Annotated in this window: 20 protein-coding genes and 1 pseudogene; 8 read left to right on the plus strand and 13 right to left on the minus strand. The window is 65.3% G+C overall.

Annotated features, from left to right (window positions below; genetic code table 11):
- The first annotated feature begins 58 nt into the window (after positions 1–58).
- Positions 59–868, plus strand: coding sequence for an outer membrane protein (locus tag YU3_RS0108590; RefSeq protein WP_245273456.1), 810 nt, complete (start codon positions 59–61; stop codon positions 866–868).
- A gap of 98 nt (positions 869–966) precedes the next feature.
- On the opposite strand, the gene YU3_RS0108595 is transcribed toward YU3_RS0108590, so the two are convergent.
- Genes YU3_RS0108595 through YU3_RS0108605 form a run of 3 tightly spaced genes read right to left on the minus strand, consistent with a single transcriptional unit; the run spans position 967 to position 4,738 of the window.
- Positions 967–3,261, minus strand: coding sequence for a xanthine dehydrogenase family protein molybdopterin-binding subunit (locus YU3_RS0108595; RefSeq protein ID WP_027165848.1), 2,295 nt, complete (start codon positions 3,259–3,261; stop codon positions 967–969).
- A complete protein-coding gene (locus YU3_RS0108600; RefSeq protein ID WP_027165849.1) occupies positions 3,258–4,241 on the minus strand; it encodes a xanthine dehydrogenase family protein subunit M in 984 nt (327 codons plus the stop codon). Before YU3_RS0108600 ends, YU3_RS0108595 begins: the two co-directional genes overlap by 4 nt.
- The gene (locus tag YU3_RS0108605) at positions 4,238–4,738 is read right to left on the minus strand and encodes a (2Fe-2S)-binding protein (RefSeq protein WP_084507998.1); all 501 of its coding nucleotides are present in this window, start codon (positions 4,736–4,738) and stop codon (positions 4,238–4,240) included. The genes YU3_RS0108600 and YU3_RS0108605 overlap by 4 nt, the downstream gene beginning before the upstream one ends.
- Positions 4,739–5,108: 370 nt before the next feature.
- On the opposite strand from YU3_RS0108605, the gene YU3_RS0108610 reads away from it, so the two are divergent.
- The gene (locus tag YU3_RS0108610) at positions 5,109–5,666 is read left to right on the plus strand and encodes a TetR/AcrR family transcriptional regulator (protein ID WP_051333897.1); all 558 of its coding nucleotides are present in this window, start codon (positions 5,109–5,111) and stop codon (positions 5,664–5,666) included.
- Positions 5,667–5,710: 44 nt separating this feature from the next.
- Here the strand turns inward: YU3_RS0108610 and YU3_RS0108615 are convergent, their stop codons facing one another.
- Complete coding sequence (locus YU3_RS0108615) at positions 5,711–5,983, minus strand: hypothetical protein (protein ID WP_027165852.1); 273 nt, start codon at positions 5,981–5,983, stop codon at positions 5,711–5,713.
- A 221-nt stretch (positions 5,984–6,204) separates the two neighbouring features.
- Between YU3_RS0108615 and YU3_RS0108620 the strand changes: the two genes are divergently transcribed.
- The gene (locus YU3_RS0108620; protein WP_027165853.1) at positions 6,205–7,035 is read left to right on the plus strand and encodes an aldo/keto reductase; all 831 of its coding nucleotides are present in this window, start codon (positions 6,205–6,207) and stop codon (positions 7,033–7,035) included.
- A 90-nt stretch (positions 7,036–7,125) separates the two neighbouring features.
- On the opposite strand, the gene YU3_RS38620 is transcribed toward YU3_RS0108620, so the two are convergent.
- Entirely contained in the window at positions 7,126–8,892 is a 1,767-nt protein-coding gene (locus YU3_RS38620) for an alpha/beta hydrolase (RefSeq protein WP_245273457.1), read from the minus strand.
- A 406-nt stretch (positions 8,893–9,298) separates the two neighbouring features.
- Positions 9,299–9,598: a hypothetical protein gene (locus YU3_RS0108630; RefSeq protein WP_027165854.1), complete on the minus strand. Its 300-nt coding sequence runs from the start codon at positions 9,596–9,598 to the stop codon at positions 9,299–9,301.
- 245 nt (positions 9,599–9,843) lie between these two features.
- On the opposite strand from YU3_RS0108630, the gene YU3_RS0108635 reads away from it, so the two are divergent.
- The gene (locus tag YU3_RS0108635; protein WP_027165855.1) at positions 9,844–10,740 is read left to right on the plus strand and encodes a VOC family protein; all 897 of its coding nucleotides are present in this window, start codon (positions 9,844–9,846) and stop codon (positions 10,738–10,740) included.
- 39 nt (positions 10,741–10,779) lie between these two features.
- A complete protein-coding gene (locus YU3_RS0108640; RefSeq protein ID WP_027165856.1) occupies positions 10,780–11,382 on the plus strand; it encodes a sulfotransferase family protein in 603 nt (200 codons plus the stop codon).
- Positions 11,383–11,456: 74 nt separating this feature from the next.
- Here YU3_RS0108640 and YU3_RS0108645 read toward each other — a convergent pair whose 3' ends face one another.
- Both YU3_RS0108645 and YU3_RS0108650 read right to left on the minus strand, forming a co-directional pair.
- Positions 11,457–12,230 (minus strand): DUF2270 domain-containing protein, encoded by a 774-nt coding sequence (locus YU3_RS0108645; protein WP_084507981.1) that lies wholly within the window; start codon positions 12,228–12,230, stop codon positions 11,457–11,459.
- 124 nt (positions 12,231–12,354) lie between these two features.
- Positions 12,355–12,561, minus strand: coding sequence for a hypothetical protein (locus YU3_RS0108650; RefSeq protein ID WP_027165858.1), 207 nt, complete (start codon positions 12,559–12,561; stop codon positions 12,355–12,357).
- A 399-nt stretch (positions 12,562–12,960) separates the two neighbouring features.
- Here YU3_RS0108650 and YU3_RS0108655 point away from each other — a divergent pair, with 399 nt between their 5' ends.
- Positions 12,961–15,192, plus strand: a complete 2,232-nt coding sequence (locus YU3_RS0108655; protein ID WP_027165859.1) for a cation:proton antiporter — start codon at positions 12,961–12,963, stop codon at positions 15,190–15,192.
- Positions 15,193–15,410: 218 nt separating this feature from the next.
- On the opposite strand, the gene YU3_RS41640 is transcribed toward YU3_RS0108655, so the two are convergent.
- From YU3_RS41640 to YU3_RS0108670, 3 genes and pseudogenes are all read right to left on the minus strand, one after another.
- The gene (locus tag YU3_RS41640; protein ID WP_245273458.1) at positions 15,411–15,728 is read right to left on the minus strand and encodes an ankyrin repeat domain-containing protein; all 318 of its coding nucleotides are present in this window, start codon (positions 15,726–15,728) and stop codon (positions 15,411–15,413) included.
- 52 nt (positions 15,729–15,780) lie between these two features.
- A pseudogene (locus tag YU3_RS41645) lies at positions 15,781–16,146 on the minus strand (ankyrin repeat domain-containing protein); the annotation flags it as partial.
- Positions 16,147–16,195: 49 nt separating this feature from the next.
- Positions 16,196–17,404: an MFS transporter gene (locus YU3_RS0108670; protein WP_027165860.1), complete on the minus strand. Its 1,209-nt coding sequence runs from the start codon at positions 17,402–17,404 to the stop codon at positions 16,196–16,198.
- A gap of 290 nt (positions 17,405–17,694) precedes the next feature.
- Here YU3_RS0108670 and YU3_RS0108675 point away from each other — a divergent pair, with 290 nt between their 5' ends.
- Positions 17,695–18,114, plus strand: coding sequence for a VOC family protein (locus tag YU3_RS0108675; RefSeq protein WP_027165861.1), 420 nt, complete (start codon positions 17,695–17,697; stop codon positions 18,112–18,114).
- A gap of 3 nt (positions 18,115–18,117) precedes the next feature.
- Here YU3_RS0108675 and YU3_RS0108680 read toward each other — a convergent pair whose 3' ends face one another.
- Entirely contained in the window at positions 18,118–18,372 is a 255-nt protein-coding gene (locus tag YU3_RS0108680; RefSeq protein WP_036258105.1) for a hypothetical protein, read from the minus strand.
- Positions 18,373–18,539: 167 nt separating this feature from the next.
- Between YU3_RS0108680 and YU3_RS0108685 the strand changes: the two genes are divergently transcribed.
- Entirely contained in the window at positions 18,540–19,955 is a 1,416-nt protein-coding gene (locus YU3_RS0108685) for a LuxR C-terminal-related transcriptional regulator (protein ID WP_036258107.1), read from the plus strand.
- Here the strand turns inward: YU3_RS0108685 and YU3_RS0108690 are convergent.
- Entirely contained in the window at positions 19,952–20,545 is a 594-nt protein-coding gene (locus YU3_RS0108690; RefSeq protein ID WP_084507999.1) for a DUF922 domain-containing protein, read from the minus strand. The genes YU3_RS0108685 and YU3_RS0108690 overlap by 4 nt on opposite strands.
- Positions 20,546–20,643: the final 98 nt, after the last annotated feature.

Raw genomic sequence — 20,643 nt, forward strand, 5'->3', positions numbered from 1 at the left:
GCGGCTGATCGGCCACACCGACCGGGAAAGTGCGGGGGTGCGTTCCAGGACAATTCCGTTGCGACCCAGCCCAAGACGCGAGGCGTCGGACAATGCAACACCGGGGCGTCGACAACAGCTGGATCTCCGCGAAGCATTTCCGCGGCGGGGAACGCAACATTTCTGGGGCAGCAAATTGACAATGAAATCAATACTTCTCGCGACAGCCATCATTCTCGCGCCTGCCGGCATTGCGTCCGCGGCCGACATCGGTGAGAGCTCGCCTGTCGCCGCCTACGACTGGTCCGGCCTCTATGCCGGCGTTCATTTCGGCTACGTCGCCGGAAAATCCAATCTCTTCATCGCCGGTGCGGGCGTTGGCGGCACCGACGTCAACGTTCCTCTCGATCCGAGCGGTTTTATTGGCGGCGTCCATATCGGCGCCAACCAGGAATTGGCGAACGGCTTCGTGCTCGGCGCCGAGGCCGACATTGCGTACAGCAATGCAGATGGGTTGGACACCTTCACCGGTGCCGGGGCGCTGCTCAAAGGCGAAGTCAAGTGGTCGGGCTCCGCGCGGCTGCGGGCCGGCTATGCCTTCGATCGGACCTTGCCTTACATCACGGCAGGCGTGGCCGCCGCCAAATATGAAGTGACGGTGATCGCCAACAGCGGTTCAATCCCAATCCACGACGAAACCTATCTTGGCTGGACGGTCGGGGCCGGCGTCGAGCACGCTTTCACCGACAAGTGGATCGCCCGCGTCGAATACCGCTATACCGACTTTGGCAAAAAGGATATGTCGGTGCCGCTTTTTGGTCCTGGCACGGTTTCGAATCTCGATCTCAAGTCACACGATCTACGGTTCGGCCTGAGCTACAAGTTCTGATCTGCACTCTCTGGTAAACCCCGGGCCGGGGGACTGGCGAAAGCGGGCGAGCAGCCAATCTCCCCCCAAGGGGGGAGATCAGCAGTCCCAGCGCCGCCCTATATCAACTTCTCCAGTGTGATCGGCAAATCCCTGACCCGCTTGCCCGTCGCATGGAACACCGCGTTGGCGATCGCCGGCGCGATGCCGACGATCGCCAGCTCGCCAACGCCCTTGCCCCCAAGGGCGGAGGAATGCGGGTCGGGAATGCCGACCGAGATCGTCTGGATATCTGGGATGTCGGCATTGGTCGGCAGCATGTAATCGGCGAAATTGCCGTTGACGATGCGGCCGTGGCGGCGGTCGACGATGCCTTCTTCGAGCAGCGCCTGGCCGATGCCCATGATGATGCCGCCCTTCCACTGGCTCTCCGCCAGCTTGGGGTTGTAGAGCCGGCCGGAATCCAGCGCCGACACCACGCGCGACACACGCACCGTGCCGAAATCCTCATCGACCCTGACCTCGACGAAATGCGCGCACCAGGAATGGCGCGACCAGTCGCCCTCGGTGTGCGGGATCGACATGGCTATCGTGGTGTAGTTCTTGTAGCGCTCCTCCGGCGTCGTGTTTGCCGGCAGGGTGTCGCCCTTGGCCTCGATATGATCGCGGCCAAGCGCGCTCATCAGCTCGGCGATCGACAGCTCCGGCCCTTCGCCGCGCGGCGAGGCGATGCGGCCGTCTCGCACTTGCAGCGTGTTCGCCTGCAGCTTCTGGAACGGAGAACGCGGATCGGAAAGCGCCAGCCCGATCAGCTCGTCAAGCGCCTGGCCGGCGGCCTTGTAGACGGCGCCGGTCATGACGCCGGCAAGCCGCGAGCCGCCGGTGACGCCGGCGCGGGCGAAGTGGGAGTCGCCAAGCTTGACCGAGACCTGCTCCACCGGCACGCCGAGCGTTTCGGCGGCGGTCTGCGCTAGGATCGTGTAGGTGCCCTGGCCCATGTCGATGGAGGAGCTTTCGACCTCGACCGAACCGTCGGCCAGTATCTTCACCACCGCCTCGCCATGCGCGCGCCGCACCGGATAGGTGCCGGCCGCCACACCCCAGCCGATAAGCTGGTGGCCGTCGCGCATCGAGCGCGGCTGGGGCGAGCGCTTCGCCCAGCCGAAGGCGTCCGCGCCCGCCGCAAAAGCTTCGCGCAGCTGCCGCGTCGACCACGGCTTTTTCGCATGCGGGTCCTGTTCGGCATAGTTGATCAGCCGCATCTCCAGCGGATCCAGCCCAAGCTCATAAGCGAGCTCGTCGATGGCGCTCTCGATGCCGAAGGCGCTCGGGTTCTCGCCCGGCGCGCGCTTGGCCCCCGGCACCACGGTGTTGACCCGCACGACATTCTGCTTCGAGGAGAAATTGGGCGTGGCGTACATGATCGAGGTGACGGAGCCGAGCGGCTCGACCCACATGCCGTCGACCGCCGTCTCGTTGACGCCGCGATGTACGATCGACTGGATGCGGCCCTCGCGGTCAGCGCCGATCGCGACGGTCTGCCGCGTCGCGGCGCGGCCGCCATAGGAGGTGAAATTCTGCGGCCGGTTGAGCACCAGCTTCACCGGCCGGTCGAGCATCTTGGCCGCCGCGGCCGCCACCGCGCTGTGCGCAAGCGCCAAAGCCTTGGAGCCGAAGCCGCCACCGATATAGGGCGAGACCAGCCGCACATTCTCGAACGGCACGGAAAACCACTCGGCATAGGTGCGCGCCATGCCGTCCAGCCACTGGCTGGGCTCCCAGATGGTGAGCTCGTCGCCTTGCCAGCGCGCGATCAACCCGTGCGGCTCCATCGCCGCCTGGAATTCGCGCGGCGTGTTGTAGGCCGTGCAGATGCGCGCCGGCGCTTCGGCGAAGGCGGCTTGCGCGTCGCCCCATTCCTTGGTCATGGCGTCGATCGGGATGCCGTCGCCGGCCTTGCCGTCGCTGAGGTCGACGATGGCCGGCGTCTCGTCATACCAGACCTTGACAAGTGCTGCCGCCGCCACCGCCTGCTCGAAAGTCTCGGCCACCACCGCCGCGACATGCTGGCCGGAAAACGTGACCTCGCGCACGAGCGGGCAGTAGGTTTGCACGCCCGGCGGGTTGCCGAACCAGTCCGACGCGCCTTTCAATTCCGTGATGGTATCGGGCGTCAGTACGGCGAGCACGCCGGGCGCGGTTTCGGCAGCGCGCGTGTCGATGGCGGTCACCTTGCCGGCGGCGATGGTCGCGCCGACCAGCACCGCATGCGTGAGCCCTTCGAGCTGCTGCTCGACGGCGTAGTGCGCCGCGCCGGTGATCTTGGCCGGGCCGTCGACGCGCGACAGCCGTCCGCCGACCGCTTCGAGCCGCGCGCTGTCGGACGCTGCATGTTTCATGTCATGAACGGTCATGCCGTCTCTCCCAATTTGAGGATGGCGCGCGCGACGACACGGGGGCCGAGCGCAATCTTGTAGTGGTTGGCGCCATGGTCGACGGCGCCCTCCATGGCGAGCTCGCTCGCCTTGCGGACCGTGTTCTCGTCGAGCGCCTTGCCTTTGAGCGCGTCTTCGACGGCCCGCGCCCGCCACGGTTTCGTGGCGACGCCGCCGAGCGCGACGCGGATGTCGCGGATGGTGCGGCCGTCGCCTTCGAGCTCCAGCCCTATCGCTGCGCTTGCCGCCGCGAATTCATAGGACTGGCGGTCGCGCACCTTGATGTAGGTCGAGCGTCTGGCCGCGGCCGAGCCGGGGATCTCGATGGCCGTGATCACCTCGCCGGGGCGGATGTCGTGCTCCTGCTCGGCGGTGGCGCCGGGGGCGAGGAAGAAGTCCTCGACCCTGAGCTTGCGCTCGCCGAGATCGACCTCGGCGTCGAAGGCGACCAGCGCAACGGCGAGGTCGCCCGGATAGGTGGCGATGCAGGCTTCGCTGGTGCCGAGCACGGCATGGCCGCGCGTCACGCCGCCGATCGCCGAGCAGCCGCTGCCGGGCGCGCGCTTGTTACAGGCCGGGAAGTTTTGCGGATCGCGGAAATAGGGGCAGCGCGTGCGCTGCATCAGGTTGCCGCCGATGGTCGCCATGTTGCGAAGCTGCGCCGACGCCGCCTGCCAGAGCGCTTCCGACACGGCCGGAAACAAGCTCTTCACCTCTGCATTGTCGGCGACATGGCTCATCTTGGCGAGCGCGCCGATGACGGCGCGGTCGCTGGTTACATTGATGGCGCTGAGCCCCTCGATATGGCTGATGTCGATGACGGTTGCTGGTTCGGCGACGCCGCATTTGGCGAGGTCGACCAGCGTCGTGCCGCCGGCCAGCAGCATGGCGCCGGGAAGGGCAGCCGCGTTGCGCGCGGCTTCCACGCTGTCGGCGCGGAGGTAAGCAAAATCTCTCATGAGCGGAGCTCCTGTGCGGCCTGGCGGACGGCGGCGACGATGTGCGGATAGGCGCCGCAGCGGCAGAGATTGCCTGCCATGTATTCGCGGATTTCCTCGTCGGAGCCGGCATGTCCCTCGCGGATGCAGGCCACCGCCGACATGATCTGGCCCGGCGTGCAATAGCCGCACTGGAAGGCGTCCTGCTCGAGGAAAGCGGCCTGCACGACGTTGAGTGTGCCGTCCTCATCGGCCAGCCCCTCGATCGTGGTGATCGAGCGGCCCTCGACCTGGGCGGCCAGCGTCAGGCAGGCCAGCACGCGCTCGCCGTCGACATGCACGGTGCAGGCGCCGCACTGGCCCTGGTCGCAGCCCTTCTTGGTGCCGGTGAGGTGCAGCCGGTCGCGCAGCGCATCGAGCAGGGTGACGCGCGGCTCGATGTCAAGGGAATGGTCGCGGCCGTTGAGGGTGAGGTGGACGGAGAGAGTGGTTGGACTGATGGTGACTTGGTCATTCATGGCGTCGGGCTCCAATTGCTGGACGCTAGGCGGATGGAAATGGGGCTTGGGAGGAGAGGGGCAAGGGTGAGGCTTGAAGGAGGGCGCCGGCGGCGGCGAGACTGATCCCCCGAAAGGGGGAGATTGGCAGCGTCACCGCCCCGACCCTTCTCCAGCGGCCAAGGCAAGCTTTCCGTCCTTCAACACGTGACATACCGCTTCCCCTGGTTATATGATAAAAGCACTCCACTAAAGCGGAGGTGCCTCCGTTTATTTAACTGGGGTCTGGCCAGTCATGGTTCAACCCCCCATATTGCGTTCAGTGGAGAAAAAAGTGCCGGACCCCCAGACGACCGCCGAAGCGACGCGTGATACGCCAGCGCCAAAGCCGATGCGCGCCGATGCGCAGCGCAACCGCGACAAGCTGGTCGAGGTGGCCGCGCAGGCGTTCGCCGCCGACGGCGTCGACGCCTCGCTGGAGGAGATCGCCAAGCGGGCAGGGGTCGGCATCGGCACGCTCTACCGGCATTTCCCCACGCGCGAGCATCTGGTCGAGGTGGTCTACCGGCGCGAGGTGGAAGGGCTCTGCCATGCCGCCGAGGACCTGGTGCGCGAGCATCCGGCCGATGTCGCGCTGGAGCTTTGGATGCAGCGCTTCGTCGACTACATCGCCACCAAGCGCGGCCTCGCCACCAGCCTGCGGCTTTTGCTCACCACCAATTCCACGCTGTTCTCCGACACATCGGGCCGCGTCTCCGGCGCCATGCGAAGCCTGATCGAGGCCGCCGCCGCCTCGGGAAAAATCCGCGCCGATGTCGACGCCTCCGATGTCATGCACGCGCTGGGCGGCATCTACTCCGCCCCCAACACGCCGGACTGGCGCGAGCGCTCGGGACGGCTGGTGAAGCTGCTGATGGATGGGCTGAGGTTCGGGGCAAAGAACCAGTAGGGACGGCGCTCTACGAAAAATCTCCCGCTAATTTCTCAGGGCGCCTAGCCCTTCTCTTCAACCAGGATGACCAGCGATTCAGGTACCACGCCGTCGAATTCCATGGCATCGACGGCTGCCTTGCTCTGCATCAGGGTCGCAAGCTTATCCATATCCGGAACGTCCATCATCACCGCCACCCGGTCACGATTCTTCGGATCGACGAAGGTGCGGATGTTGGTTATGCCGAGCGCGCCGAATATCTCCTTGCGCTTCGGTGACGTAAGCCAGTGCTTGGCGCCTTTTGTGATGTTGTGGTGGCCGATGACAGTTGGCATGAAATCCTCCCGAGGTGACGCCGGCAGGCCAAATCGACCGCCTTGTTGCGATCCACCGCCAGCCAACCAGCGCCTTTTCCGTAGATCTGTCAATTAGCGATTGCTGATGGACGAGGGGCCCGACGACTACGACGTCGCCCTTTTTTCCGTGCATCAACTCGTCATTCCAAATCTGGAAACTACATAGGCGTGGCCAACCCACCGTGCAGAAGGAACGATTCATGCCGGAACAGCTCAAATTGAACGACGGCTCAACCATTCCGCAGATCGGGCTCGGCGTATGGCAGGTCGATCCGGACATCACGGCCAAGGTGGTGCGTTGGGGTATCGAGGCCGGCTACCGGCTGATAGACACCGCCGAGGGCTATCGCAACGAGGAAGGCGTGGGCGAGGCGATCCGCGCCGCCGGCGTGCCGCGATCCGAGCTGTTTATCACCTCGAAGCTTCGCAACGGCGGCCACCAGCGCGATGCGGCGCTTCGCTCCTTCGACGACACGATGCAAAAGCTCGGCATCGACGGGATCGACCTCTTCCTCATCCACTGGCCGGTGCCCAGCCAGGACAAATATGTCGAGGCCTGGAAGACGCTGGTCGAACTGCAGGAGGGCGGCCGCATCAAGTCGGTCGGTGTCTCGAACTTCAACCAGGACCATCTGGAGCGCATCATCGGCGAGACGGGTGTCACGCCCGTCGTCAACCAGATCGAATTGCACCCACGCTTCCAGCAGCGCGACAAGCGCGAGTTCCACGCCAAGCACGACATCAAGATCGAAAGCTGGAGCCCACTGGGCAGCGGCCGGCTGCTGGCCGACCCGACGCTGGAAAAGATCGCCAGCAAGCACGGCAAGTCGGTGGCTCAAATCATCATCCGCTGGCACCTGCAGGAAGGGCTGGTGGTGATCCCGAAGTCGATCCATCAGGAGCGCATCGCCGGCAATTTCGATGTCTTCGATTTCGAGCTGGATACCGAGGACATGCAGACCATCCGTGGGATGGATTCCGCTGACGCCCGGACGGGGCCAGACCCGGCCACGGCGGCGTTTATGTTTTGAGGGCTAGGCTTCTTGTCGGAGCCGTCGCCGAAGCTGCCAATCTCCGCCCGTGAGGGGGAGATCGGCCGTTCCGCCTACACGTGCCAGCGCTTATCTGGTGGGTGTCGAAATGGCCTTTCGCGATGTCGATCCTAGGCCGGTGACGAAGCTTCGTATCTCCTCGATCAGGCGGTCGCAGTCTTCGCCCCAGATCACGTGGTCTCCGCCGGCCAGTTCGACGTATCTGGCGCCTTTGATATGCGTTGCCAGGTAACGCCCTTCCTCCGGCCGTACCCAGCGGTCCCCCGTCCTTTGCACCACCAGGGTCGGGACCCCGATCGCGGGCAGGATGTCGCGAACGTCGACTTCGGTGCCCCAGCGCCAGAGCGCAATCGCGTCCGCGGGCGAGGCCGAATTTCGGAGGTAGGCCGCAAACCACTCACGTTCGACCAAGTCTTCCGTCAGGCTGGGCGCTGCGTTGCTCATGTCGGCGGGCTTGCCCCATTGCCTCTCGACGGCGGCCACGTCGTCATCCACCTGCGCAACGGTTCTCGCCCAGGGATAGTCCTTCGACCACGTGCCCCTGGCGTAGGCTCCGGTGAGAACCAGCGCGGCTGTGCGCTCGGGATAGGTGGCGGCGAAGAGCATACACATCGGTCCACCCTCCGAGCTGCCAAACAGCACCGCTCGGGTGGAGCCGGCTGCGTCCAGCACCGCGCGAACATCTTCCATGCGCTCTTCCAGCGTCGGCAGGCCGACATTGCGGTCGGACAAGCCGGTGCCGCGCTTGTCAAGGCGGATCAAGCGCGAGAACGCGCCGAGCCGTTTCAGCACATGCGCGAACCGTGGTGAATCCCAGGCAATGTCGAGATTGGAGACCCAGCCCGGCACATAGAGGACGTCGATCGGGCCGTCGCCGGTCACCTGATAGGCAATGTTGATCCCTGCCGATTTGACGTAGTGTATGGCCGGCGGCATCGGCTCCCCGCCGGAAAGACCCCCGTCGGCATTTGTCACGGAACCGGCCGCGGGCTCGGCGATCGCAGCCGGACGCTTCGGGCGGGGCAATGTGTGCATCCGGCGTGCTCTCAGCGTCTCATACAGTTGACGCGTTTCCGGGTCGGGCAGCAGCGCGAGGTCTCGCTGCAGCACGTCGCGGCAGAGCTCATACTGCTTAAGCGCGAAATTGATGCGGCCCTGCGCGGCATAGACTCGCATCAGAGCCCGGTGGGTATCCTCGCGCAGGGGTTCCATGACGAGCAGTCGCGCGGCCGTGCGCGCACAGGACGAAAGGTCGTTCGAGGTGCTGTAGTGCGCGACCAGCCTGTCCAATGCGGCGACCGCGATCGTTCTCAGGCGCTCGCGTTCGATCCGAAGCCAATCCTCGAACGGCCCCTCTTTCAAGCCGAGACCGTCGAGCAGGTCACCGCGGTAGACGACAAGCGCCTGCTCGAGCTCTCCAGGCGAGGAGCCAGCCGCCAGCGCCTCGAAGCGGGCGACGTCGAAATCGAAATCGTCGAGACGCAGCGCGATGCCGGCGCCTTCTGTCAGGAACCGTTCACTTCCGCACTTGTGCATGGCCTTTCGGATGGCTGAAACGGCTTGCCTCAGGCTCATCCGGGCCTGCGTTTCGCCACTGAGGCTCCACAGTAGTGCGGCAAGCTTCTCGCGCGACTGTGGCTGTCCCGCTTGCAGAGCGAGATAAGCCATTATTGCCCGTGCCTTGCGGCCGAAGGCCGGAGCCGCGGCTCCGTTACCGGCAAAGTCGAATCCGCCCAAAAGATAAAGATGAGGCCCGATCATCGGATTGCGCCCCGGCCACGGTTCTGGGCAATTCTTTCGCTTAGCCCCTGCTAATTCAACCGCTATCTCTTCCAAGCTGCCTTTTTCACGTTTCGATCACGCTGCCTTCTCCAGCTTCATCACGGTCGCGGCGGAGAGTTGGTCGGACTTGAAACGCGGGAGAACCCCAATGCTGCCCTTCAGCCCGACTGACTGGCCCTTCCGGCAAGAAGGCAATCTCCGCCGGCGGCAAGGCAACGCACCCCCAATCTTTCGTCACGACATCGCCCAGGCGCGCTACCTCGAGCGGCAGTGCGTTCAACGGATTGCCGCTGCGCCCGGTATCAATCTGCCAACCGTCGCGTGTCGGCTCCTTGCCTTACTGATGTCCATCGGCGCAACGCTCTCTCGCCGGCGTGCCGGGCGAGGACCCGCCTCGCCAATTCGCCTTTGAAAGCCGGCCTTTCCACTTGACGGCGGGCTTTCAGGACACCACCGCCGCCTAAATCCCTTCCCCATCCACCAGCGGCACGTCTTCGCCTTCCCATGGCGTCGGCATTGATCCTCGCCCCGCCGTGGGCAGCGGCATCCAGCATCTGAGCTCCGGCTCGGCATATTCGACGACGCGGCCGGGCGAGGAGTCCGACGCCCGCCAGCCTTCCTCGCCGAACTGGTCGGCGCGCGACCAGTAGGCCATGTCGACCTCGGCCGGTCCCTGCTCGGAGGAGCGCACCGTCACCAGGATGCGGCTGCCGTCCCGTGGCGCGCTCGCCATGTTGCGCCAGTGGTCGGTGTCGTCCATGCGAAGTCCTCCTGCCTGAAGCAATTCCAGAAAAAGTGCGCAGCGGTTTTTCGTCCGGAATTGCGTCAAAACGAAAACCCAATTCCAGGAAAAGCTGCAGCGGCTTTCTGTCCGGAATTGCGCGAAAACAAATTGCCTTCGTCAATAGTCGCCGCACGCCAGGAAGGGGTCAACCCGAACTTGGTGCAAGACAGAAATATCATCTGGAGCTAATATATTTACCGACCGCAATCGGACAGGCGACGATGGACGAAGGATTGCTGTCTCAAGCCACTCGTCTCGGGTCGGTCCATCTTAGGGTGACCGACATCCCGGCGGCCTTGACCGTCTGGCGCGACACGCTCGGGTTCACGCTATTCAATGAGGACGATGCCACTGCGGAGCTCGGTGCCGGCGGCCGGGTTCTGATCGTGCTCCATGCCGGCGCGGACGTCGCCCTGCCGCAGAAGTCGCGCGATCTGTTCCATGTCGCCATCCACGTCACGACCCGCCGCGACCTCGCGCACACGGCCGCCCGCCTCAAGACATCGGGCTTGCGATACAGCGCCCAGGACCACATTATTTCGGAATCGCTCTACGTCTCCGACCCGTCCGGCAACGGCATCGAGATATGCTTCGACACGCCGGAGCGCTTCCTGCGCCGGCAAGTATCGCCCGACGGCCAGGTGTCGTTGATCGCCACCGACGGCAGCGCGCATTCCGGGCTCGAGCCGCTGGACGTATCGGGCTTGCTGCGCGAAATCGGCAATTCCGGCCATGTCGAGCCGAAGATGGCGCAGGATGCCTTCATCGGTCACATCCACCTGCGCGCTCGCGCGCCCGAGACGCTGATGGAATTCTATCTCGGCGTGCTCGGCTTCCGGCCGCATATCCAGTCGCGGACCTTCGGCATGTTCGACTGCGGCACCCAGCGCCGCGCGCATATGGTCGCCTTCAACATCTGGGCGCGCGATGAGCTGCGAGAGCCGCCGCCGAATGCCGCCGGCCTCGACCATTTCACCATCGAGCTTGGTTCCGCGCAGGAACTTGCCGCCGTGGAGCGCAGGCTCGAAGCGGCCAACGTGCCGGCGAAAAGGGATGGCGGCGTGGTTTCGACCGCCGATCCGGAGGGCAACCGCTTGCGGCTGGTCCAGGGAGATTGACCGCGGCTGTTTGACGAGGGGAACGTAGAGGAAGGGAAAATGTCGCTCACAGTGATAGGAACCGGCTTCGGCCGGACCGGCACGGATTCGATGCGCGAGGCGCTGACCATGCTTGGCTTCGGCCCTTGCCATCACATGTCGGAGGTGATGGCGCATGCGGAGCAGAAGCGGCTTTGGCGGGCGCTGGCCAAGGGCGCCGCGCCCGACTGGGAGAGGCTCTTTGCCGGTTACAAATCCTGCGTCGACTGGCCGTCGGCGTATTACTGGCGCGAGTTGGTCGAAACCTACTGCCAGGCGCGCGTCATCCTCACCTGGCGCTCGCCCGAAAGCTGGTGGGAAAGTTTCCAAAAGACCATCCTGCCGGGCATCGCCGACAGCAAGGACCAGGACTCGCTGGGTATTGCCCTTCTCACGAAGCAGGTCTTCGGCGGCCGGCCGCAGGATCGCGCGCATGCGATCGCCGTCTACGAGGCCAATGTCGAGGCGGTGCTGAAAACCGTGCCGGCGGAGCGCCTTCTGATCCACAAGCTCGGCGACGGCTGGGAGCCGCTTTGCGCCCATCTCGGCGTTCCCGTACCGGACGAGCTCTATCCCGCTCGCAACACCACGCAGGAATTCCGGACGGCGTTTTCGATGAACTGAGGGGAGTAGGGAGTAGGGGTATATGGAATAGAAAATCGCGGCGTCGACGGAGTCTCACTTCCTCACTCCCTTACTCACACATGCACGTCGCCGAAGGATAGCTCGCCGTCATCGGCTCGGATGAGGAAAGCCGCGGCAAGCAGCGCGAGATAGCAGGCGCCCACCCCGCACACGACGACGACGCCCGGGATCGGCCCCAGCGTCGCCACCCGGAACGTGTCGACAAGCGAGGCGCCGAAGCCGAGCGGCGAGCCTTCGCGCGACAGGCTTGGCGTGGTGATCTTCAGGATCCAGGCGAGCAGCAGGATTGTGTACATGAAGATGTAGTTGCGGCGCAGCCGGCGGATCAGCGCCGCGCGTTGCGTAATCAGGAAACGCGGCGAGCGAAGGCCTTCGCCGAGAATGGCCAGCCAGTTGGAGGCGTAGTCGGGCTGCGGCGAAAAGACCTGCGCGAAATAATAACGCTCGAACTGCCGCACGCGGGCGCGGTAGACGTCGAAGAAGCGGTAGCGCCGCGCCTCGATCCACAAAAGCAGCGTGATCAGGAGCATGGCGAATAGGAGCACGCCGTGATGCGCGGAGGGCGTCGACAGCGACACCGACAGCATCGCTGCCACCACCGTGATCGCCCAGTTGCTGGTGCGGTCGAGCCGGTCGCGCCAGCCGGCCATGCGCGCGATCTCGGCGCGGTGGAAATGCGACAGCGTTGTGGTGAATTCGGGGGAACTGAGCTTCAGCGCCAGCGTGTCGGAAGCTCGCGGCGGCGCGGCCGCCTCGGTTGATCTTACTGGCGCAGCCGTCTCTGTCGACTGTGCGTCGGTGGATCTTGCGGCCTTCGTCTGGGACATTCCTCTGCCATGCGCCTCCCGCCGCCGTGGCCGGCCGAACCTTGACGTCAAGAACTGCCGGCCACACCCCAACTTTCATAACGTGCGGCCGGCCAGAATGTTCCCGCCTTTTCAGGCGGATAAGTCAGGATGCAAGCGGGGGAAGACCGCCATTCGCGCGCCGCGGAAAGGGCAGCACCTCGGCCATTGGCCGGGCATGCTGGGCGGCCGCCACTGCGTCGATCACAAGGTCGAGCGCCGCAAGCGCCGCGCGGCTCGTTTCGTCGTCACCACGCAGGTAATGGCATGCCCGGTCGAGGTGCAGGTGGGCGGCGGCAAAGTCGCTTTTCATTAGCTTCTCCTTGTTGCCCCGCCGTGCCGCGAACATCCCCGAGTCGACTTACCGGGAAGCAAAAAACGGCGATGGCATTTGAATAGAATTGTAGGGAGCTTTTCCTCTCCCCCGCCAAGGCGGGGGAGAGGTGTCCGCGAAGCGGACGGAGAGGGGCTTTCGTAGGGCGGAAGTCTTCCTCTAGGAGGCGCTTTCGCCGCTCGAACCAGCGCTCCCCTCTCCGTCTCGGCTTGGCCGAGCCAGCTCTCCCCCACTTCATGGGGGCGAGGAAACGGCTGCCGGCGACCGTGCAACCGAACCCTGCGCCAAACCGTTATGACGCGAAATCGAGGGGATACAGGCTTGTCCAAAATACTCAATCGGCGGTCGGTCGCGTTTGCCGTCATCGCGCTTCTGCTGATGCCAGCCGTCGCCGCCGCCGCCGGGAAAACAGGCATGTCCTCGGAAGGCATTTTTGTCGCCGAACTGGTCCTGCTTCTGGTGGTCGGCCGCGGCATCGGCGAGGTGCTGGAGACGCTTGGACAGCCGGCGGTGATGGGGCAGCTGATCGGCGGCATCCTGCTCGGGCCCTCGCTGCTCGGCTGGGTCTGGCCGGCGGCCGAGCGGCTGATCTTCGCCGGCGACCCCTCGCAGAAGTCGATGATCAACGCCATCGCCCAGCTCGGCGTGCTGATGCTGCTCCTGCTCACCGGCATGGAGACGGATCTGAGGCTGGTGCGCCGCGTCGGCCGCGCCTGTTTTTCCATCTCGGCCGCGGGCGTCGCCGTGCCGTTCGTGCTCGGCTTCGCCGCCGCCCAGTTCATGCCGGACGCGCTGCTTGCCGCCGGCAGCGGGCGCATCGTCGCCGGGCTGTTCCTCGGCACCGCGCTCTCGATCTCTTCGGTCAAGATCGTCGCGATGGTGGTGCGCGACATGAACTTCATGCGCCGCGACCTTGGCCAGATCATCGTGTCTTCCGCCATCATCGAGGACACGATCGGCTGGGTGATCATCGCGATCACCATCGGCATCGCCACCAGGGGGCGGATCGAGATCGGCGGTCTTGCCTTCACCATCCTCGGCGTCGCCGCCTTCATGGCGTTTTCCTTCACGCTCGGGCGGCGCATCGTCTTCGATGCCATCCGCTGGACCAACGACACGTTTCGTTCGGAATATGCGGTGGTCACCGTCATCCTCGCCATCATGGGCGCAATGGCGTTGATCACCGACTTGATCGGCGTCCACACCGTGCTCGGCGCCTTCGTCGCCGGCATATTGGTAGGGGAATCGCCGATCCTGTCGCGCCACATCGAAGGGCAGTTGCGCGGCATCATCACCGCGCTTTTCATGCCGGTGTTCTTCGGCGTCGCCGGCCTGTCGGCCGATCTCACCGTGCTGATGGATCCTCAGCTCGCGCTGCTCACCGTGGCGCTGGTGGTGATCGCCAGCATCGGCAAGTTCGGCGGCGCCTTCATCGGCGCGGAAGTCGCCGGCATGAGCCGCGCCGAAGGCGTCGCAGTGGGCTGCGGCATGAACGCGCGCGGTTCCACGGAGGTCATCGTAGCCTCGATCGGCCTGTCGATCGGCGTGCTCTCGCACAACCTTTTCACCATGATCCTCACCATGGCCGTCATCACCACCCTGGTCATGCCGCCGACATTGCGCTGGGCGCTGCGTCGCCTGCCGGTGGGCGAGAACGAGAAGAAGCGCCTGGACCGCGAGGAAATCGACCAGCGCGGCTTCGTCGCCAATCTGGAGCGGCTTCTGGTGGTGGTCGACGAGGGCGTCGTCGGCCGCTTCGCCGCCTATCTCGCCGGCGTCATCGGCGCCGGCAAGCCGACGACGGTGCTGCATTCGAGCGGCGAGATCGACGCCGAGCCCACAGAGGGGCTGCATCTGGAGGAGATCGAGAAGGGCGCCGAAGACAGCCGCGAGGCGGCAAAGAAGTCCGATGAGGCGCCCATGCGCGAATCCCCCGTCACCCGCCGCCAGCATGAGGAGCTTTCGGCCGCGGCGGTCGCCAAGGAGGCGCGCAAGGGCTACGGCATGCTGGTCGTCGGCCTTGGCCGCGCGGTCACCGCCAAGGGCGGCTTCTCGCATCGGCTGAACGAAGTCGCCGGCGCCTTCGACGGGCCGGTCTGCCTGGTGCTGAAGCCGCCAACCGCCGGCCGCCAGATGCCGGGGCTCGGTCCGGGATCAGGCAAGATACTGGTGCCGGTCACCGGCACGGCGGTTGCCCGCCGCGGCGCCGAGCTGGCTTTGGCCATCGCCGCCGTCACCGGCGCGCCGGTCAAGATGCTCTATGTCGCGCGCGGCGGCCGCGAAGAGCCGCGCGACACCGTCTCGCATCGCCGCCGGGAGGCGGTGCTGAAGGACATCGTGGCGCTCGCCGACCGCTACGGCGTCGAGATCGAGACCGCCATCCGCTCGCGTACCGCCGCCGCCGATGCCATTGCCCGCCAGGCCGGCAGGAACGCGGCATTGATCGTCATGGGCGTGGCGAGGCGCCAGGGCGAGGAGCTCATCTTCGGCGAGACGACGACGGCCGTCCTGCGCCGCAGCCCGTGCCCGGTGGTGCTGATCTCCGATGAGCGCCTGCGCCGCGACGAAAGTGACCGCGAGGCGGTGCGCACGGGAACGGGGGCGGGGTGAGTCGACCTGCACCGGCGCGGCAATTGGCCGCCCATGTGAAGCGTCTCACAGGGACGCGTTCTGCTGCGCGCTGGTGATCGCGCTAACCGCGTGGAAGCGGCGGGCAGCACGGTCGACGCCGCGCCTTCGGGCGAGTCCGGCTACACGGCGATGCTGATGGATAATCTGTTGGTGTAAGGCGATCGGCAGCCTCGGCGCTTCGCTTTTGAGGTTTTGCCCTACTTGCCTTCGAAAAACACGTGTATCGCGGCGTCCAATTTCTCGATGAGCTCGCCATTGCGAGTGCTGCCAGCCCAGATCAGTGCATTGAGGCGCACGTCCTTGTTGAGGAAGTTCACCTTCCTGGATTCCAGCAGATACTCAGCGACTGCGAAGTGCCGGCCCTTGATGGCTTCGATGAGGGCGCTGTTTCGTCCTGTTTTGTCGGCCGCATTGACGTCTGCGCCATGCTCGACCAGCAGCTTGACGGCATCGAGATGCCCGTTCCTTGCCGCCTCGATCAGCGCTGTACGGCCATAGTAAGTCGGCACGGGCATCGATATCGATCTCAGGGTGTCGCACCAGCGCATGGATGCAGTCATAATGTCCCTTTGCCGAGGCCAGGCTCAGGGGCGTGCTCTTCCACTTGTTCCTCGAATTGACGTCGATTTCCGGGTCCGCGACCAGGGCTTCGAGCACAGCCATGCAGGCATTGTGGGCGGCAAGGTGCAGCGCCGACCAGCCGCCTTCGTCGGCCTGGTTGATGTCCGCCCCGGCCGCGAGCTCCGCCAGTACAGCCTCGGCGTCGCCTTTCTCGGCCGCTACCAGCAGGTTGGACCAACCCCTGGCGTCTTCGGCTTCCAAGCCTGCCGTCACTACAATGCTCCCGGACCATGGTCGCGCGCCGGCATGTGGCCGGCTTATCTTGCAGAGGGTTTCACACTCGCCGTCGTCCGGCAACGGATTTTGCGTCACGGGCCGGCGGTTCCGCGAAGCGTCGGAACCGCCGCGTGTTTTTCGAAGCTCACGCCGGCTGCAGCTTCTGCCGGCTCGGCTGCGGCGGGAAGGCGATGGCGATGCCGGCCGCGCCCAGCCCGATCAGTGCCGAGCCGATGAACAGCCAGTGATAGCTGGCAGTGGCGTCGTAGATCATGCCGCCGGCAAGCGGCCCGAGCGACATGCCCAGGCTTGAAAGCATCGTGGCCGCGCCAAGGATGGTGCCGATGATGCGCAGGCCGAAATATTCGCGCGCCAGCACCGCGTAGAGCGGCATCACGCCGCCATAGGTGGCGCCGAAGATGACGGCCAGAAGGTAGAACTGCTCAAGCTGACCGACGGTGAGGTAAGCGGCGATCACCAGCCCCTGGATGACGAGCCCGGCGACCAGCACCGGCTTCACGCCCAGCCGGTCGCCGAGCACGCCATAGAGCACGCGCCCGCCAAGGCCGGCGAGCCCCTCGACGCTGTAGATCGACACCGCCGCCATCGGCGCGACACCGCAGGACATGGCATAGCTCACCATGTGGAAGATCGGGCCGGAATGCGCCGCGCAGCAGGCGAAGAAGGTGAGGCCCAGCACGATGAATTGCGGCGAGCGCAGCGCCTGGCCGACGCTCATGCCGGGGTCGTCGGTGGCAGGCGCCGGCGTGCCGTCGGCGGCTGCGAGCGCCGCCGGCGGCTGGCGCACCAGGAAGACGGCGGGCAAAAGCAGCACCCAGGCCACGATGCCGATATCGAACATGGCGGTGCGCCAGTCATAGGCGCTGATCAGCCAGCGCGCGAAGGGCGAGATGGTCATCGGCGCGACGCCCATGCCGGCCGAGACCAGCGAGACGGCAAGGCTGCGGTTGGTGTCGAACCAGGCGGTGGTGAGCGCGATCATCGGCGCGAAGAAGGCGCTGGCCGCCAGCCCGACGATGATGCCGTAGCTGAGCTGGAAGACCAAGAGCGAGGTGGCCCGGCTCGCCACCACCAGCGACAGGCCGAGCAGCACGGCGCCCGCAAGCACCACGGGCCGCGCGCCGACCCGGTCATAGATCGCGCCCCAGGCGAAACCGCCCAGGCCCATCACCAGGAAATTCAAGGTCATGGCGCTGGAAATGCCGGTGCGCGACCAGTTGGTGTCGAGTGACATCGGCTCCAGAAAGATCGCCAGCGAAAACATGGCGCCGAGCGCCACGCAGGTCATCAGCGCGCCGGCCGCGACGATGACCCAACGATAGGAATGATTCATGGTTCTGCTCCCATGCCGTAAGGCATCCTGTTTGATGCGGCACGGTTTTTCCAGTCCACCGGGCCGTTTGCGTCCGAAGGACGCCAAGGCGGGAGCCGATCCTACAATCTGGTTGCATTTTTTATCCGGATTTTTTGAACGGGTGGAGATTTGGCTGTTGCCTGAAAAGTCGCGTTCCTTCGCGCCCGCCGCTGTCCGCCAGCCTCTCTGTATGTCAGCAGCTTCCAGTACCCCGCATTGACCGCACGCTGGTCCCTTCTAAATTGCCCCCTGACAACAGGAGAACCCGCATGGAACTCTATCGCGGCCGGCTCATCGACCACATCCAGCTCGTGGTGCGCGACCTCCAGGCCAGCCGGCGCTTTTACGGCGCTGTGCTTGAGGTGCTGGGCATCCCGATCGGCGGCGAGGCGCAGGATTATTTCTGGGCCGACGAATTGTTCATCTCCAGCGCCGACAGCCGCGCCGCGCTCGGCGTGCTCACCGGCCGCCACCATCTCGCCTTCCAGGCGAAGGACCGCGCCATGGTCGATGCCTTCTACCAGGCCGGGCTCGCCGCTGGCGGCAAGGACAATGGCGCGCCGGGCGAGCGCCATTACCATCCCGGCTACTACGCCTGCTTCCTGCTCGACCCCGACGGCAACAACATCGAGGCGGTGTTCCACGGCGAGGCGAAGCGGAGCGTCGCTGCGGTGGTGGTGAGTTTCTGAGGCCTACCGACGCCAGCACGGCTTGGCGATTTCCTCCCGCACATCGTCCATGGTCAGGCCGATGTCGCCGATCAGGTAGGGCGTGTCGCGTGCCCTGAGCGCGAGCTCTTCGCGGAAGTGGGCGCGCTCGCGCCATGCCGACAGCAGGCTGAAAACACCGGGCTGTCGCCCGGCAGGGCCGGCGTCCGCCGCCTGAGCGCGGAGATCCAGCCGCACGGCGCCGTAGAAACCGGATAAGGTGTTGAGTATCGTTTTCATCTTCGGCTCCCTCGTTTGAAACGCTGCCCTTGATGAAGGACACGCGCCGAGCCTGAACCTCCGCCCTCTGCCAAGCCATCGGCCGCATGCAGTGTTTTGGGTCCTGCATTTGTAGTATTTTGCCCCCACACGGTTGAACGCATCTACGTCCGCTGGCAGGACAGGACATGAACCGCATCATGACGACCTCGGAGGCCTTGTCGGACCGCGAGCGCGCGGTTGCGGAAAAATTCGCTGCCGGCATGACCTATCGCGAGATCGGCGAGGCACTGTTCATTGCGCCGTCCACCGTGCGCACCCATCTCGCCGCGATCTATGAGAAGCTCGGCGTGCGCAACAAGATTGCGCTTGCCAGCTATATCAACGGCGCGGCGCATCCGGCTCCCATCCTGCCCGATGCTCCGCCGGTGCTCGCCATGTTCCCGATCGAATGCATCAGCGCCGACGAGCGCTGGCGCCGCTTCGCCGACGGTCTGTCGTCGGACATCACCGTCGATCTCGCTCGCTACGCCGACATGCCGGTGATCGCCTTCCACACCATGAGATCGATGGGCAGTAGGCCCGCTGATTTCGCCGCCGACGGCAAGGCATTGGGCGCTGCCTACATCGTGTCGGGTCAATTGCGGGCCGACGACCGCCGCATCCGGCTGACGGTCGAACTTGCCGACGCTCGGACCAGGGTCAGCCTGTGGAGCGAGCGCTTCGACCGTCCGGCGGATGACATCTTCGCGCTGCAGGACAGTCTGACCGAAAGCGTCATCAACGTGCTGGCCGGTTGCTTCGGGGCGCTCGCCACGGCCGGCCGCAACGCGATCCGGCGCAAGCCGCCGGCCAGCCTGCGGGCCTACGACCACTATCTGCTGGCGGTAGAACAGCACAACACCTTCAGCCTCAGCGGCAACCGAGAGGCCATCAGGCTGTTTTCACGCGCGCTCGAGCTTGACCCCAACTTGGCCGACGCCTGGATCGAACTGGGCTATGCCTATTCGATCGAGGCCTGCAACGGCTACGGCGGCGACCCGAAGGAGTCGATCGAGCGATGGCGTTGGGCAATCGAAAATGCGCTGCGCCTCGACCCGACCAACAGCAGCGCTCTCGTCTGCTTCGGCGATCTCATGGGCTGCCTCGGGGATTTCGCGGCAGCCGAACGCGCGTACCGGCGGGCCTTCGAATATGGCTCCAACCAGGCCGACGTGCTGGTGCTGCTTGCCGGCAGCAAGGCGCTCGTCGTGGGTGATCCGGCAGAGGCCATCCCGCTCATCGAGCGAGCCATGCGCCTCAACCCGCTTGCCCCGCCCTGGTATTTCGGCATGCAGGGCCGCGTCCTGTTCGCTGAGGGCAGGCACCGGGAAGCCATTGCCGCCCTGCGACGCAGCACGCTGGATTCTCCCCACGTGCTGATTTTCCTGATGCTCGCCTGTGCGATGGTGGGCGAGAGCCTCGAGGCCGCTGCCATCGCGGGCAGGCTGCGCGGCGAATTTCCGGGCTTCTCGGTGGAGGGTTTTATATCGGGCTACCCCATCACCAATCCGGGTGCCGTGCGCGCCATCCGCGATGCGGCGAAGCTGGTGACGTTCCGCTAACCCCCGCCCAAAAACGCCGCGATCAGCTTCAGCATGTTGCCATCCTGCCCGAACTCTATCCCGTCGAAGTCGTGGCTGTCCTGGCGCTGCGCCTTGGAGAGCTGGTCGAGATAGGCCGTCAGCGCCGCCCTGACCTTCTTGCAGCCGGGATCGTTCTCGGCGGTGAGGCCGGTGCTGAAGGCGACGATCTTGTCCACCATGTCGACAATGCCGGCGCCGTGCACCTTCTCATGCGCGATCAGCCCGGCGGCGAATGTATCCCAGCGCGACTGCAACGCGGGCGCTAGTTTTCCCGCCGGCTTCGGCAGCGTGTAGGTGATGATGAGCTTCGGCCGGGCCGTCTTCAGCACGCAGGCGCTGCCTTGCGGTTGGTAGTCGCGCTGCCAGGTCAGCTTGAAGAAAGTGTGCGCAATGACGCGCCGCGCGTTGCCGGCGGTGCCTACCAGCGGGCCCTTTTCGCCGATCGAGAGATAGAGCTGCTCGGCGCTCTGACCCGAGACGGCATAGGCGTCGATTTTCTCGACGGGTTTCCAGTCGGCGCGTGCCGGCGTGGACAGGAGCAGGGCTATGAGGAGGAGGGCGGGCTTCATGCAGCGATCCATAGCATCGGGTCTCGTTCGGCAGAAGTCGGCCCGCGTATTTCCGGAACCCGTTCCACCCGTCGGTCGTTTCCCTGGGCAATCATCCC

Source organism: Mesorhizobium sp. WSM3224 (genome assembly GCF_000427725.1).
Lineage (GTDB): Bacteria > Pseudomonadota > Alphaproteobacteria > Rhizobiales > Rhizobiaceae > Mesorhizobium.